Below are 15,708 nucleotides of genomic sequence, written 5' to 3'. Positions count from 1 at the left end.
CGTTATTGGTTAGCAACATGGTACGCAATTAATCCGTCAATAGGCCTTCTTAAAACATTTCCTAATTGAAGTTCGTATTTATCAAAAGTTTCTTGTAATTCATCTTTAAGGTAAAAAGCAATAGAACCAACAAAATGTACAGGTACCTCTTTACAATTATCAAATTGTTTAATATAATTTTTAACAAAAGACTTCATCCCTTTAAAAATGATTTTTTTACAAAATTCTGAATCTTTATGTTTGATCAGGAACTTAGCAAAAGTTGCCAGATAAGCATTTGGATTTGCTTCTTTATATAATTTATTTTTGATAAAGTCAGGATCTACATTATATTCTTTTTCAAATTCAACTGCCAATTCTTTAGGCATTTTATTGAAATAATACTTTCTAATTAGTTCTTTTCCGAAAACATTTCCACTACAATCATCCATAACAATGTAACCCAGAGATTGCACTTTTTGATGCAAAATTTTCCCATCAAAATAGCTGCAATTTGAACCTGTCCCTAAAATACTAACAATTGCCTCTTCCCCTTTTGGAGTAGTTGCATATACTGCAGCATAAGTGTCTTCCTGAACCTCCACAATGGCATTTTCAAAGTATTCCTGAAATACCTGCGATAATGATTGTTTCATTCTGTCCGTACCACAACCTGCTCCATAAAAGAACAAATGAGTAGCTTCTTTTTTGTTTTGTGAAATATCAAAACGGTCATTCACTCTTTCTATAATCTCCGGACCGTCAAGAATTTCAGGATTCAATCCTAAAGTTTGTGTCGTGAATAATATTTTTCCACTATCATCAATTGCAATCCAATCTGCTTTGGTAGATCCACTATCAACTATTAATTTCATTTAGTTTAGTTTTTGAATTAGTTTTTCCTTAATTAAAAGTGTGTTTTTTACATTAATTAAAGAAGCAATAAAATAAGAAATCCCGTCATTTTGAAATAACGGGATTTTCTCACTTAATAAAGTATTATTTTAAACCTGCTATATGCACAGATAAATCAATTAATTTACTAGAATATCCATACTCATTATCATACCACGATACTAGTTTAAAGAAAGTTGAGTTCAAACCAATTCCTGCAGTAGCATCAATGATTGAAGTTCTTTTATCAGAAATAAAATCCTGAGAAACAACTGCATCCTCAGTAAATCCCATAATGCCTTTCATTGTAGTCTCAGAAGCTAATTTTAAAGCAGCCATAATTTCCTCGTATGAAGTTTCTTTTGCCACTTTTACAGTTAGATCGACTACAGAAACATCAACAGTAGGAACACGGAAAGACATTCCTGTCAATTTTCCATTCAATTCTGGAATAACTTTTCCAACAGCTTTCGCAGCACCTGTAGATGAAGGAATAATGTTTACACTTGCAGCACGGCCACCTCTCCAGTCTTTTCTGGATGGACCATCTGCTGTCATTTGAGTTGAAGTTGTTGCGTGAACAGTAGTCATTAAAGCCTCTACAATTCCAAAATTATCGTGAATAACTTTTGCTAAAGGAGCTAAACAGTTTGTAGTACATGAAGCATTAGAAACAACTAAATCTGAAGCTTTTGCAGTTTCGTGGTTTACACCCATTACAAACATTGGAGCATCAGCAGAAGGAGCAGAAATAATTACTTTTTTAGCACCACCTTTAATGTGCTCATTTGCAGTCTCAATAGTTGTAAAAATACCTGTACATTCAGCAACTACATCAACATCAACTTCATTCCATTTTAAATCAGCTGGGTTTCTTTCAGCAGTAATACGGATGTTTTTTCCGTTCACAAAAAGTTTTCCTTCTTTTACTTCAACAGTTCCGTCAAAACGACCATGAACTGAATCATATTTCAATAAATAAGCTAAATGATCTACATCTAATAAATCGTTGATAGCAACTACTTCTACATTATCTCTATTGAATGATTCTCTAAAAACGATTCTTCCAATTCTTCCAAATCCGTTTATTCCTAATTTTACTTTTGACATTTTACTCGATTTTGTTTTTGTTTTTATTTAACTAATTTAAAGTTTAATTTTCTCACTATAAACTTCGTTTCTTTTTATGTTGACATAATGTCAGATACCCTTAATAACTCTCTGTCAATTTCAGATTTACCTTTAATTGCTTGTTCTAATGGAGTCAGGGTTACTTTATCCTGTTGTAAACCAACCATATAATTTGATTTACCATCTATTAATGACTCTACAGCTTTTACTCCTAAACGGCTTGCCAGTACACGATCAAAACAAGATGGTGAACCACCACGCTGCATGTGTCCCAAAACCGAGACACGCACATCATACTCTGGTAAATTAGTTTCAACATAATCTTTTAATTCGAATACATTTTTACCAATTTTATCACCTTCTGCAATAACTACTATACTTGATGATTTTCCTGAAGCTTTACTTTTTTGAAGAGAATCTAAAAGTCTTTCAAGACCTAAATCTTCCTCAGGAATAAGAATTTCTTCGGCACCTGCGCCTATACCTGCATTAAGGGCAATATGACCTGCATCTCTACCCATAACCTCAACAAAGAAAAGACGATTATGTGAACTGGCAGTATCTCTAATTTTATCGATACAGTCCACAACTGTATTTAAAGCCGTATCGTATCCTAATGTAAAGCTTGTTCCAAAGATATCGTTATCAATTGTTCCCGGAATTCCCATTACAGGAAATCCAAATTCAGAGTTAAAAATTAAACCTCCGGTAAAACTACCATCTCCACCAATAACAACAAGGGCATCTACTCCATGTTTAATAAGGTTTTCATGAGCTTTTTTTCTACCTTCCGGTGTTCTGAATTCAGCAGAGCGAGCCGATTTTAAAATCGTACCTCCCTTGTTTACAATATTATTTACACTTCGAGGTCCCATTTCTTTGAAGTCTCCTTCAATCATTCCCTGATAACCTCTATAAATTCCCAAACATTCTATATTATGATAAGCGCATGTTCGAACAACTGATCGTATTGCGGCATTCATTCCTGGTGAGTCTCCTCCTGATGTAAGAACACCTACTTTTTTTATTGTTTTTGGCATTATTTAAGTATTAAAGTGTAAAATTAACAAACATTCATCACTTTTCAGTTGATGATTATAATAAATTAGTAAAAAACACTAAATTCAAACGTTTTCGGTTAATAAGTTTTATATACCAAAAAATTCATTTTAAACAATAAAAGTATCTTTTTTTAATTAAAAATGTAAAATTAACAATACTTAAGTGAAGTGTTATAAATTTTACACAATGATGATTTCATAAAAGCGTTCATCAGAATTATTTAATTAAAATATTCTATAAAAAAGTAATATTTAGAAATCATTATCCGGTATCAGGCCTTGGTTATTATAATTTTGCTGCTCCGGTTGTTTTTCTTCCTTTTTATCAGACTTCTTTTTCTCCTGTTCAGCTTCCTTTTTAGCGTTTGTAAAATTTATGTAATCCGGATTCAAGTTAGAATCCTGCAAATCATTAGGATTTTTAATAGCTCTTTCTATTTTATGATTTTTGAAAATTTTATTGACTAACTCGCTAAAAGTATCAAAATCTACTTCATAACTAATACCAACTCCTTGTGTATAACCAATTCCCTGCCCTACATAACTAATATCATTTTCCTTATTAAACAATCGCAAATTTGCAGTACCATCTTCGTTAATACGATATTGCACTTCAATATCACCCACAATTGCTGATTCATTTATACCTCCTACGGGTACTCCAACTTTTCCATTAATGGTAATTCGCTCATTAATTTGTGATGATACTGTAGCGACTACCTGCCCATCAGCCTCTTGTCCTATGCGTTTGTCTGCAGAAACATAATTAAAACCAACGTTAATTTTATCGTTATCCGACTTAATTATGTCTCCCAATAAACTTGAAGCTGTTTCAGCAAATGTTCCTGACAAATCACCTTGGCTAAACCCATCAGTACTCATGAAAGAACCTGTGGATAATAAATATAATGCCTGTGTCTGACGAATGTCTTTGTCATCCAGTTTATATTGTATTTCTGATTTTAAAACACTGCTTACCGAAGGAAACTGAATGTCAAAATTAGGTTCGGGGCTAGTTAAATCCCCTCTTAAACCAATAACGACCTCTACAGGAACTTTTTTATTAAATGAAGAATTTTCTAATAACACAGCAGGATTTGCTATTGTTCTGTACACCGCTTCTAAATTCAATTGTGCTTTCATTGGATTGCCCTCCCAGATAATAGAACCTCCTTTTCTAACTGCAAATTTTTTATCAATTAGTCCGCCGTATTTAAAATTATAGGTTCCTTCATAGGCCTGGAAATCTCCCCACATATTAAACTTACCTAGAGTATTGATTTTAAACAGTAATGATCCGTATCCTTTTCCTTTCATACCATGTCCGGAATCCCTGTCTAAAATCACCTCAATTTCTGCATCTGGTGTAATATCAAAATCAAATTCTAATTCAAGACCATTATAGTTTTTTGTTTTTTCAACAATACCATTGGCTAAATTATATTTCTCTTTGGGCGTTACAAAATGAATAAAACTGTTCTCTCCAACATTTTGTACATTACTAATTGGTATTTTTATCTCTGTTCCCTTCTCAGATTTTGCATCAACCTTAATAAACAATGCTTCAGTTGGACCTTTTATACTTGCCGTCCCATTGATAAAGGCCGTTCCAAAATAAGCCGCATCATCACTATCTTTTGTATCTAATGCCAATAATCGTTTTGAGGTTATTGTTAAATCTAATTTCCAGTCACCAAAATTCTTATGTTCAATACTACCATTCAATAAACCTTTTGTTTTAAACTTAGTATCTGTTAACTGATTATTTCTAAACAAGAATTTCTCATCTGTTAAATCGACAACTGTACGATTGTTTAATTCATAATCTGTATTAAGGTAGGTAACCGTCATACCTGCTTTCTCTACATACAGCCTTCCATTAATATCCGGTTTTTTGAGATTGCCAGCAATAGCCGCATTTCCTGATACACTCCCTCGTATATTGGACAAAACATTCCCTCCAATTGGTGCTAAAGTGCCCAAATTAAAACCATCAAGCTTTAATCTTAAATCTAAAAGTGTTTCCTTACTCTGAATAGCAAAACTTCCTTCTGCACTGAAAGATTTCGTAAAATTATTTTCAATAGACGAATTTATAGTAAACTTTTTAAACGATTCATCTCCCTCAATATCGAACTTAAAAGTTCCTAAATCTATTTTATTTAAATTTAAATGATCAATTTCAAGAGAAGCTGTAGGTTGATAGATATTTTTATTCTGCTTAAAATTTATGCCTCCGTTCAAATTACCATTAATAACAAATTTACTGTTTAAAGGCGTTATCTTATTGATATCTACATCTTCAAAATTTAAAACTACATCCTTGTAATCATCACCTTTTATGACTCCATTCAAATCAATTTTCTGATTTTCATGGGATAATATGATGTTATCAATTGTAAAGTTTTTAAAATTTGTATCAAAAACCACCTGATTATCATCCTCTTCATCTTCATTTAAATACCATAAATAGTCTTTGAACTGCATTTCAGATTTATGAATTCCAACTATATTGTTTTTATCCTTATCTATCGTGTGGTATAAATTTAAATTAAAATAATCTTCACCCTTATTCCCTCCTTTAAATTCAGAACGAACAAAGAGCGTATCTTTTGATGTTACATTAATCAAATTGAAATCACGAATTTTATAGTAAGGTGTTTTGATACTATCTAATTCAACAAAAGCATTATATAACGGGTTTTTATTGTCAATATGAATTCGGATATTATCAAAAGTATTTTCTGAAGCGGTTATTTTTTGCGAATTGAATCTAAACTTAAACTCCTGCTGATCTGAGTTTATCTTTCCACGCATAACTGTACTCGAATCAATTTTAATATCCGGATACAACATTTCGACCACTTTATTATAAACATGAAATTTGAAATTCAAAAACTGCCCTTTTTTAACTTTATAAGGTTTATAGTTCGTATAAAGACTTCCTATAGAGTTCATTACCAACTTATCTAACTGATCAAACTGAAATTTACCTACTATTTTCCCATTAACGACATCAGTTGAATTGATGGTTATAGTACGTAATTTATCCGAATCAAAACTTGAATTCACTGTTATTTCATCAAAAACATAAGTCGATTGCGGGTTTTGATAAACAGCATCCTTTATATAAATATTACCGTGTAAGTCCTGAATAGAGTTTCCGCTAACCTGAACAATAGCATCTCCGGTAAAATTAGAAATTGAATCCTTAACAAACTTCAATTTTTGCAAGTCCGAATTTTCTACATTAATATGAAAGTCATATTTGTTTTCACGAGTGCTCAAATCGACCAAACCATCAAAAGTCAGATTCAAATTTGGGTCATTAATAGAAACCTGTCCCTTGTAATAAGGCAGTTTAAAATTACCGTTAACAATAATATTATTATAGGTATATTTATTATAATCCAGTTTCGCAATATCTCCTTTTATAATAGTGTTTAGATATTTCTTTGAAAAACCAACTCCGTCAACATCTAAATTTAAAGTCGTTTTGCCAATATCTTTTCTCTTTAATAAAGCACCCACATCAAAATTATCCAAAATAACATTTCCCGTATATGAAGCTTTATCAATAAAATCGATATTGTTCATATTCAATTCAACTTGGCCATTCCCTAAATCAGTAGCCATTTTAAATTTAGCTTCTAAGTCTGTAGTTGATACTTTTGCAGTACCTACAATATTAAATTTTCCAATTCTTTGCAGTTCTTTGGGAAGTTTTTTTCCTAAAACATTCGGGAGTAAGGCAACTAAATTGTCATAACTGGAAATCAATTTATCAAATCTTCCATTCATAGAAAACTTTTGAGTTTCATTCCCTAAAAGATTTCTAAAATTAATATTTCCAACAATCCTTGAACCGTTTTTATCACTTAGCCTCAAACCTTTTAAATTAAGATTATTCAAAGGTCCTTCTATTTTTGTTTTGATTTTAAAATGCTGATTTTTACCTAATCCATTATAAAAATAGCGTATATCATTGGAAGCTAATGAGGCAGAATCTAAGGCTACATTAAATCTAACCTTATCTGTAAACTCCAAAAAATCTTTTACCTCATAGTTTAAAATTGCTCTACCATAAATATTGGATCTTTTGGTTGTTATCGCTAAATTCTCAAGTTTTATTTCTTTTTTAGTATAACTAAACTTAGAACTCAAATTTGAAACATATAACCCTCTGTGATCTAAAAAAGAGAATCTGTGAATATTGGTACTTATTTCAGATCCATATAATTTAAAATCACTGATGTAAGTATTAAGCTTTTTAAAATCGATAATCTTCGGTGTCTTTTTATTTTCGTCAATAGCAGAAAATCTACCTTGAGAAATATAGGCGTTCTTGGCTGTTAATAAAAAGTGCTTTTTTGATTTGGTTGGTTTTCCCGACTCAAATAATCGTATAAATACATTAATATTATTCTCATCTTCATTTTTGTACGTTTTTAAATTAAAAATTAAACCTGTCAAACGAACATCTCCAAAAATTAAATCACCATCAATTAGTCTTGCTATACTTAAAATATCGGTAGTAATAATATCTGAATAAATTAAAATCTTTTTATGATGGTCTAATATCAATACTTTTTTAAGTTTAACCCCTCCAAAAGCATTGATTGACACTTTTTCAATACTTATATTGGTTTTAAAATCGGTATTAAGCGTGTCTGCTATGTAATGTGCGATTTTTGTCTGCACAAATGGTAAAGACAAAGTAATAGCAAATACCAGTACAAGCAAAATTAACCCCATTAGGGTTCTGGATACTATTTTCTTTACTTTTTTGATAGCTGTTTTTATTTTAGTTTTCTTTTAAATTTATTTTGAACAGACAAAGTACGGCTGTTTTTGATAAAATTTCTTTAATTTTGGCTTCTTCTTTACAATCAAAGAAAATTAAAAATTTGATTTGTCAAATATAATTCAAAATTTGTGCCTTTATATGCAAAATTCAGAGGTTTTTATTCTTGCCATCGAAAGTTCCTGCGATGATACTGCCGCCGCGGTTTTATATAACGACAAAGTACTCTCAAATGTTGTAGCCAATCAGTTAATTCATAACCAATATGGTGGTGTTGTTCCTGAACTGGCTTCCAGAGCACATCAACAGAATATTGTTCCTGTAATTGATGCTGCATTACGCAAAGCAAATGTACAAAAAGAGCAATTAACAGCTATTGCTTTTACACAGGGTCCTGGTTTAATGGGTTCTTTACTCGTTGGAAGTTCTTTTAGCAAATCATTATCATTGGCTCTAAAAATTCCGCTGATTGCTGTAAATCATATGCATGCTCATATATTAGCACATTTTATAGACGAAGAAGGCTTTGACAAACCTAAATTTCCGTTTTTAGCCTTAACTATAAGTGGAGGACATACCCAAATCGTGAAAGTAAACGATTTTTTTGACATGGAAATTATAGGCGAAACCACAGATGATGCGGTTGGAGAAGCTTTTGATAAAAGTGCCAAAATTTTAGGGCTTCCCTATCCCGGCGGACCTTTAATCGACAAATATGCAAAATTAGGAAACCCTAAAGCTTTTGCTTTTACAAAACCAAAAGTTCCCGGATTAGATTTTAGTTTCTCGGGATTAAAAACAGCGATTTTATATTTCATTCAGAAGAAAAAAATAGAAAACCCAAATTTCATCGAAGAAAACCTAAATGATATTTGTGCTTCTATTCAATATACTATTATCGAAATTTTGATGGATAAATTGAAATTAGCAGTAAAAGAAACCGGAATTAAACAAATTGCTATTGGCGGAGGCGTTTCTGCAAATTCAGGAATCAGAAACCGCTTGAAAGAAAGCGAAAGCAAATACGGATGGAAAACCTTTGTTCCAAAGTTCGAATACACCACAGATAATGCTGCAATGATAGGGATTGTAGGCTACCAGAAATATTTATCACGTCGTTTTGAAACCTCAGCAGTTGTTTCGAAAGCGCGAATTCAATTTTAATTATGCAATTATTTTATAATCCGAATATAGATGAAACGACCGAAACTTTTTCTTTTGATAAAGAAGAAAGCCGTCATATAATAAAGGTTTTACGAAAAAAAGATTCAGATACTTTACACGTTACAAATGGTTTGGGTTTATTATTTGAAACCGAAATAACGCTGGCTTCTGACAATAAATGCATTGTTAAAGTACTATCAATAAAAAAGTCTCCAGAACCAAAATTCCGTTTGCATTTAGCTGTAGCGCCAACCAAAATGAACGACCGCTTTGAATGGTTTTTAGAAAAAGCAACCGAAATTGGTATACAGGAAATTACACCTGTTTTCTGTGACCGATCTGAAAGAAAAGCAATTAATAATGAACGTTTTGAGAAAATAATTCTTTCAGCAATGAAACAGTCTAACGAAACATATTTACCAAAATTAAACGCAGCAATTTCATTTAAAGAATTCATTAAACAAAAAAATGAAGGTTTACAATTAATAGCACATTGTGAAGAGACGGATAAAAAATCATTGAAAGAAGTCTTAAAACCAAATGAAAACGTAACATTATTGATTGGCCCCGAAGGCGATTTTTCAGAAAAAGAAATTGCATTTGCCATTGAAAATAATTTTCAGCCTGTTACATTGGGAAACACTCGCTTAAGAACTGAAACTGCTGCCGTGGTTGCCTGTCATAGTGTTGTTTTTTTTAATGAAACTCCTAATTAAAACTGATCTTGTCAATTTCGAAAAAGGAGAAATGACAAAAATTTAAATTATTATGAAAAAAATATTCTTTCTGTCTTTACTTTTTTCTTTTACTTCCTTTTCACAAGAAATCGCTTTACTTAAATACAGTGGTGGCGGAGATTGGTATGCAAATCCCACTTCATTACCAAATTTGATTCGGTTTTGTAATTCGAACATACATACTCAGATAAAAGCAAAACCATCAACCGTTGAACCGGGTAATCCTGATTTGCTTTCGTATCCATTTGTGCATATGACCGGGCATGGAAATGTTGTTTTTAGTGATCCTGATATAAGCAATCTTAGAAATTATTTAAACGGAGGAGGATTTCTTCATATTGATGACAACTATGGAATGGATCAATACATTCGAAAAGAAATCAAAAAAATATTCCCGAATAACAATTTAGTCGAAATTCCAGCAAATCATCCTATTTTTCAAAAACCTTTTCCTTTTCCGAACGGGCTACCAAAAATTCATGAACATGACGGAACCCGTCCGCAGGCTTTTGGGATTTTTGTAGAAAATAAACTTGTTTTATTATACACTTACGAATGTGACTTAGGTGACGGTTGGGAAGATCCTGAAGTTCATAACGATCCTGTTGCCGTTAGGGATAAAGCATTAAAAATGGGTGCCAACATTATCAATTATATTTTCACCAATTAATTTCCACATAGTGCAGCTTACTCACGAAGAAAATCAATTTGAAAGAAAAACTTTTCCAATAACCCTAATTTGCGACCACATCTACTTTCAGCAAAATATTGGTTCTCTTTTTAGGATTAGTGAAGCTTTTGGTGTTGAAAACATCATCTTTTTGGGAAAAGATATCCCATTAACTCCCAGAAAAATAAACAAAACTTCAAGAAGTACACATCTACATGTGCCTCACACGGTTATTGAAGAAACAGCAGAATTGATTGATTATTTAATCGACAATAACTTTGAAATTATTGCTTTAGAAATTACAAATACCAGTAAACCTCTAAAAGAAGTTATAATTCCTGATAATAAAAAATTAGCCGTTATAGTTGGAAGTGAAATCAACGGAATTTCAAGTGAACTTTTGAACATTTCTAATCAAATTGTTCATATTAATATGTTTGGAACAAACAGCAGTATGAATGTTGTGCAAGCTACAAGTATTATTTTGTACGAATTAACTTCTTAAATAAATTTGTTAATTTTTTATAAGAAGTAGACTACATAAGGGTTTGTAAAATACTGACAAATAAATTGTTATAAATATTTTGCCCAATATCTTTTTTTGTTATAAAATTGCGTAAGTATTTAACCTAACAACAATTTTATAACAAAACCCCTTTTATCATGAAAAAAATTCTTTTTTCCGCAATTACAGCTCTTATGCTGTTTTCTTGTCAAAATGAACAAACAGAATCAACTGATTCAAGTTTGAATGTTGCCTCCAGACGTGGATGTGCAACTCAGGAAGTTCTAGAAGAACAATTAAAAGCCGATCCTATGCTGGCAATCAGGATGAATGAAATTGAAGCTTTTACACAAAAAAGCATCCTGACAAACCGTTTAGTAAATGGTAAAATTGAAATTCCGGTTGTGGTAAATGTTTTATACAGAACCACTGCTCAAAACATTTCAACTGCTCAAATTCAATCGCAAATTGATGTTTTAAACAAAGATTTCAATGCCTTAAATTCAGATTACAACAATGTTCCAGCACTTTTTTCAGGTGTAAAAGCCAATGTAGGAATAACGTTTGTTTTAGATCAGGTTATTAGAAAATCTACTACCAAAACTCAATGGGGAACGAATAATGCCATGAAAAAAACAGCTCAGGGCGGTTTGGCTCCAACATCGCCAACAACAAAACTTAATTTATGGTCATGTGCCATTGGTGGTGGAATTTTGGGTTATGCTCAGTTTCCAGGAGGAGCATCATCAACTGACGGTGTCGTTATTGACTACCGCTATTTTGGATTATCAGGTGCGGCGAATGCCCCTTTTAATTTGGGAAGAACTGGAACTCACGAAGTAGGTCACTGGATGAATTTACGCCACATTTGGGGAGATGCAACTTGTGGAAGCGATCTAGTATCTGATACTCCAACTCATAATGAAGAAAATTATGGTGTACCAGCTTATCCTCATTACAGCACATGTTCAGGAACTCCTGTAGAAATGACAATGAATTACATGGATTACACAGATGATAATGCCATGTATATGTTCTCATTAGGACAAAAAAGCAGAATGGCTGCCATATTTGTTTCAGGAGGCGCAAGAGCGGCATTTGGACAATAAGCCACAAATCTATTAAGAAGAAAGCGAGATCTCATTATCTCGCTTTTTTTGTATCCCGCAAACAATCTAAAAAGCTTTTGCTATATTTATAGTCAAAAATCAAATCATGATAACATCAAAAATTATTTCTAATGGGATTTTAAGAGCTTTAGCAACAATCTTGATTATTGGGGCAATCTTATATTTTTTATACGAAATACAAACCGTAATTGTATATCTGTGTATCTCTCTTATATTATGCCTGATTGCAAATCCATTGGTGCAGTTTTTGAAAAATAAATTAAAGTTTGGTAACTCATTAGCTGCTACAACTACCATTATACTTTTTATTTTAATGATGGTTGGTTTTATCTTTTTGTTTGTCCCTTTAATCATTTCACAGGCAAATAATTTGTCATTGTTAGACACCAATCAATTACAATTACAATTTATTGAAACCGAGAAAAATATTGAAAATTATTTCAATATTCAACATGTAGATCTAAATAACGTATTGAAAGAATCCAAAATCACCACAGCCTTTAGTTTTGGTTATTTTACAGGGTTTATAAATTCTATTATGGGCTTCATGGCCGACATGGGAATGGGATTGGTTTCTGTTTTTTTCATCACTTTCTTTTTCATTAAAGATCAGGAAACTTTCAAGACCGGTGCAAGAAGAATCCTTCCAGATACTAACGAAGATAAAATTTTGAATTCTATTACAAAAATAAATCATTTGCTGACCCGATATTTTATTGGATTATTACTGCAATTAACAGTCGTATTTATTTTATATTTAATCGTTTTGATGATTTTCGGAAATAAAAACGCTTTTGTAATTGCTTTTTTATGTGCGATTTTAAATGTCATCCCATATATAGGGCCTATTATCGGAACTATATTGGCCGCTATATTAACGATGATCAGTTTAATTGGCAGTGATTTTCAATCGGAAATTTTACCCACAACAATATATATCGTTATAGGTTTCTTACTGGTGCAGGCCATTGATAACAACATTAGTCAGCCCATAATTTCATCAAAAAGTGTAAATTCGCACCCGTTAGAAATATTCCTGGTTACTTTAATTAGTGGAATTACTTTTGGAATTGTTGGAATGATTATCGCTATTCCGGTTTTTACAATGCTAAAAGTAATATTAAAAGAATTTTTTCCTGAAAACAAAATTGTCTCCGTATTAACTGAAAAAATTTAGCATTGAACTCTTCTATTTTAAACAAAAACATTCAGGAATTTATTTCTCAAAATAGTGGTGCTTCAATTACAAAACTAGCGCTTCAAAAAAATCCTTTTCCCGAAGTTGACTGGATCTTAATTTTAAATCAAATTGAGGCAAAGGCAAAAGCAAAAGACAAATTACCAACATGGTTTTCTACAGAAAACATTATTTATCCGAGCAAAATTTCCGTAGAGCAGACATCTTCTGAAAAAACAGCAGCTTATAAAGCTTATTTAATTTCAGGAAAAACATTAATAGATTTAACCGGAGGCTTTGGGGTTGATGATTATTATTTCTCCAAAAAATTTGAAGTCGTTGCGCATTGTGAAATAAACGAAAATTTATCAGCTATTGTAAAACATAATTTCGAGCAATTAGATGTGAAAAATTGTTTTTGTTATGCCGATGATTCTGCTAATATCTTAAATGAATCTAAACCTGATTTTAAATGGGATTGGATTTACATTGATCCTTCCCGCAGAAATGATGCTAAAGGTAAAATTTTTATGCTGAAAGACTGTCTCCCAAATGTTCCTGAATCATTAGATTTTTACTTAAAAAAAACAGATTCCATTTTAATTAAAACGGCTCCCTTATTAGATATTTCAGCTGGTTTATCTGAATTAAAATTCGTAAAAACCATTCATATTATTGCTTTAGAAAATGAAGTAAAAGAATTGCTTTTTGAAATACACAATCATTATTCAGGCGAAATAACCATAAAAACGGCTAATATCTTAAAGAACAAAATAGAGACTTTTGAATTTATTTTGGGGGAATCTTACTATCCATTGTATCATTTACCGCAAAAATTCCTGTACGAACCCAATTCGGCTATTATGAAATCAGGTGGTTTTGATCAAGTTAGTAATTCTTTCAGAATAAATAAACTACACAAACACTCACATCTATATACTTCTGATGAACTCATTGCTTTTCCCGGAAGAATTTTTGAAATCGAAAAAGTAATTTCATATAGTAAAAACGATATGAAAACAGTACTTTTAAATCAACATGCAAATATTACCACACGAAATTTTCCTGAAACAGTAGAAAACATTCGAAAAAAGTGGAAAATAAAAAATGGAGGGAATTTATATTGTTTTTTTACAACAGATAAAAATGATAATAAAATAGTTTTAATTTGCAGAAAAATAACTTAAAAATGAAACACCTATTTACACTGACTTTTCTTTTATTAACTTTTACCACATTTGCCCAAAAACCTTGTGAATATAGTGCAAATATCACTGATTCTATAGGTACTTATAAGGTAACAAATGAATATTTGATTAGCGAGAAAAACTTTGGAGGAACCTCTAATTATATCTTTTTTTCTTTGGCGCAAACAGATGGATTACCAACATTAAATCTTCAATTAATTCAAAAAAGTAAAGATTTTATAAAAGCAGATTGCTTTGATAAAAATTCAAAATTATTTTTACAATTGCAAAATGGCAAAATTGTAACTTTACTTCACATCAATCAGGAAAACTGTGGAACGCTTATTCGTGATAAAGAATTTAATAACAGGATAAACTCAGGAATTTTTGTATTCATGAAAGATAATTATGAAGAATTAAAAAAATCACCTGTTACTATTATGCGAATTAAATACTTAACTGATACTCAGGATTACATCGTAAGAAGCGAACTAACCTCTGAAATGAATGGAAAAGTATACCATCCGGATACTTATTTTATGGAAAATATCAGATGTGTTGAATAATTATTCACAATTCCATTTTTGATTTGAAACTTTATCTTTTAAACCTGTTTTTAGATTATAATGCCACCATTCTGAATCAAAAGAATTAAAGCCATTTTTAATCATCACTTTTTTAAGAAACTTTCTATTTGATATCACTTCATCAGAAAGTTTAGAGAAGTTATGACTGGCCTGAATTCCGAAGAAATCAAATGGAGTCCCCATATCAACTTCTTTAGCATTTGTGTCAACTATAGAAATATCAACGGCTCCTCCTCTATTATGGATGGAGCCTTTTTTTGGATCAGCCACATACTCCGGATTTGAAACAATCTCCCACATTTTTTTCTGGATAGATAATGGTCTGTAACAATCATACAGTTTTATTTTGTAACCTTTCTCTATAAAATCCCTATTAGCTGCTATTAAAGCCTTAACAGTCTTTAAACGCAAAAAACATTCGGCACAATCATACACTTTGGCTTTTAAAAAATTATCATCAGTAGCATATTTCATATCATAAATAAAATCATTACTGTAATCTTTTAAATTTACAAAAGTAGTATCTGCTAAAACTACATCAGATATAGATACTTCATTTTGAGCATTGGATGAAGTCATCCAGAGAAAAGAAACTAAACAAAATAAAAAATTTGAATATGAAATTACCAGTGATTTTGCCCTCATAATAAAGATTAACTGTATTTAGGTAAATATAAACAAA

At 31.4% G+C, this 15,708-nt stretch carries 13 protein-coding genes; 8 read left to right on the top strand and 5 right to left on the bottom strand.

The annotated features are described in order from the left end of the window. Positions 1–2: 2 nt before the first annotated feature. The 4 genes from ACEN2I_RS08715 to ACEN2I_RS08700 all read right to left on the bottom strand — a co-directional run bounded on the left by ACEN2I_RS08715 (position 3) and on the right by ACEN2I_RS08700 (position 7,820). A complete protein-coding gene (locus tag ACEN2I_RS08715; RefSeq protein ID WP_441765714.1) occupies positions 3–854 on the bottom strand; it encodes an N-acetylglucosamine kinase in 852 nt (283 codons plus the stop codon). A 124-nt stretch (positions 855–978) separates the two neighbouring features. Then, entirely contained in the window at positions 979–1,983 is a 1,005-nt protein-coding gene (gene gap / locus ACEN2I_RS08710; RefSeq protein WP_441765713.1) for a type I glyceraldehyde-3-phosphate dehydrogenase, read from the bottom strand. A 74-nt stretch (positions 1,984–2,057) separates the two neighbouring features. Next, on the bottom strand, positions 2,058–3,044 hold the full coding sequence (gene pfkA, locus ACEN2I_RS08705) for a 6-phosphofructokinase (RefSeq protein ID WP_441765712.1): 987 nt from the start codon (positions 3,042–3,044) through the stop codon (positions 2,058–2,060). Positions 3,045–3,317: 273 nt separating this feature from the next. Continuing rightward, complete coding sequence (locus ACEN2I_RS08700; RefSeq protein ID WP_441765711.1) at positions 3,318–7,820, bottom strand: translocation/assembly module TamB domain-containing protein; 4,503 nt, start codon at positions 7,818–7,820, stop codon at positions 3,318–3,320. 190 nt (positions 7,821–8,010) lie between these two features. Here ACEN2I_RS08700 and tsaD point away from each other — a divergent pair, with 190 nt between their 5' ends. The 8 genes from tsaD (at position 8,011) to ACEN2I_RS08660 (ending at position 15,005) form a co-directional block, all read left to right on the top strand. Beyond that, positions 8,011–9,033, top strand: a complete 1,023-nt coding sequence (tsaD, locus tag ACEN2I_RS08695; protein WP_441765710.1) for a tRNA (adenosine(37)-N6)-threonylcarbamoyltransferase complex transferase subunit TsaD — start codon at positions 8,011–8,013, stop codon at positions 9,031–9,033. 2 nt (positions 9,034–9,035) lie between these two features. Next, entirely contained in the window at positions 9,036–9,749 is a 714-nt protein-coding gene (locus ACEN2I_RS08690; protein ID WP_441765709.1) for a 16S rRNA (uracil(1498)-N(3))-methyltransferase, read from the top strand. 52 nt (positions 9,750–9,801) lie between these two features. Further along, complete coding sequence (locus tag ACEN2I_RS08685) at positions 9,802–10,440, top strand: DUF4159 domain-containing protein (RefSeq protein WP_441765708.1); 639 nt, start codon at positions 9,802–9,804, stop codon at positions 10,438–10,440. Then, positions 10,406–10,945: a TrmH family RNA methyltransferase gene (locus tag ACEN2I_RS08680; RefSeq protein ID WP_441765707.1), complete on the top strand. Its 540-nt coding sequence runs from the start codon at positions 10,406–10,408 to the stop codon at positions 10,943–10,945. Before ACEN2I_RS08685 ends, ACEN2I_RS08680 begins: the two co-directional genes overlap by 35 nt. 158 nt (positions 10,946–11,103) lie before the next feature. Next, positions 11,104–12,054 carry a zinc metalloprotease gene (locus ACEN2I_RS08675; protein WP_441765706.1) on the top strand — a complete coding sequence of 317 codons (951 nt, stop codon included), beginning with the start codon at positions 11,104–11,106 and terminating at the stop codon, positions 12,052–12,054. A 106-nt stretch (positions 12,055–12,160) separates the two neighbouring features. Continuing rightward, complete coding sequence (locus ACEN2I_RS08670; protein ID WP_441765705.1) at positions 12,161–13,252, top strand: AI-2E family transporter; 1,092 nt, start codon at positions 12,161–12,163, stop codon at positions 13,250–13,252. Positions 13,253–13,254: 2 nt separating this feature from the next. After that, the gene (locus ACEN2I_RS08665; protein WP_441765704.1) at positions 13,255–14,439 is read left to right on the top strand and encodes a THUMP-like domain-containing protein; all 1,185 of its coding nucleotides are present in this window, start codon (positions 13,255–13,257) and stop codon (positions 14,437–14,439) included. 2 nt (positions 14,440–14,441) lie between these two features. Beyond that, positions 14,442–15,005 (top strand): hypothetical protein, encoded by a 564-nt coding sequence (locus ACEN2I_RS08660; protein ID WP_441765703.1) that lies wholly within the window; start codon positions 14,442–14,444, stop codon positions 15,003–15,005. Here the strand turns inward: ACEN2I_RS08660 and ACEN2I_RS08655 are convergent, their stop codons facing one another. Further along, positions 15,006–15,671, bottom strand: coding sequence for a M15 family metallopeptidase (locus ACEN2I_RS08655; RefSeq protein ID WP_441765702.1), 666 nt, complete (start codon positions 15,669–15,671; stop codon positions 15,006–15,008). Positions 15,672–15,708 lie beyond the last annotated feature (37 nt).

The organism is Flavobacterium sp. W22_SRS_FK3 (assembly GCF_052113665.1).
Lineage (GTDB): Bacteria > Bacteroidota > Bacteroidia > Flavobacteriales > Flavobacteriaceae > Flavobacterium.
The sequence above is the reverse complement of the archived record's forward strand: the minus strand, read 5'-3'. Positions and strand labels throughout refer to the sequence as shown.

Coding starts and splice junctions, on each gene's coding strand:
- ACEN2I_RS08715 (WP_441765714.1), bottom strand. CDS start 854: ATGAAATTAATAGTTGATAGTGGATCTACCAAAGCAGATTGGATTGCA.
- gap (WP_441765713.1), bottom strand. CDS start 1,983: ATGTCAAAAGTAAAATTAGGAATAAACGGATTTGGAAGAATTGGAAGA.
- pfkA (WP_441765712.1), bottom strand. CDS start 3,044: ATGCCAAAAACAATAAAAAAAGTAGGTGTTCTTACATCAGGAGGAGAC.
- ACEN2I_RS08700 (WP_441765711.1), bottom strand. CDS start 7,820: ATGGGGTTAATTTTGCTTGTACTGGTATTTGCTATTACTTTGTCTTTA.
- tsaD (WP_441765710.1), top strand. CDS start 8,011: ATGCAAAATTCAGAGGTTTTTATTCTTGCCATCGAAAGTTCCTGCGAT.
- ACEN2I_RS08690 (WP_441765709.1), top strand. CDS start 9,036: ATGCAATTATTTTATAATCCGAATATAGATGAAACGACCGAAACTTTT.
- ACEN2I_RS08685 (WP_441765708.1), top strand. CDS start 9,802: ATGAAAAAAATATTCTTTCTGTCTTTACTTTTTTCTTTTACTTCCTTT.
- ACEN2I_RS08675 (WP_441765706.1), top strand. CDS start 11,104: ATGAAAAAAATTCTTTTTTCCGCAATTACAGCTCTTATGCTGTTTTCT.
- ACEN2I_RS08670 (WP_441765705.1), top strand. CDS start 12,161: ATGATAACATCAAAAATTATTTCTAATGGGATTTTAAGAGCTTTAGCA.
- ACEN2I_RS08660 (WP_441765703.1), top strand. CDS start 14,442: ATGAAACACCTATTTACACTGACTTTTCTTTTATTAACTTTTACCACA.
- ACEN2I_RS08655 (WP_441765702.1), bottom strand. CDS start 15,671: ATGAGGGCAAAATCACTGGTAATTTCATATTCAAATTTTTTATTTTGT.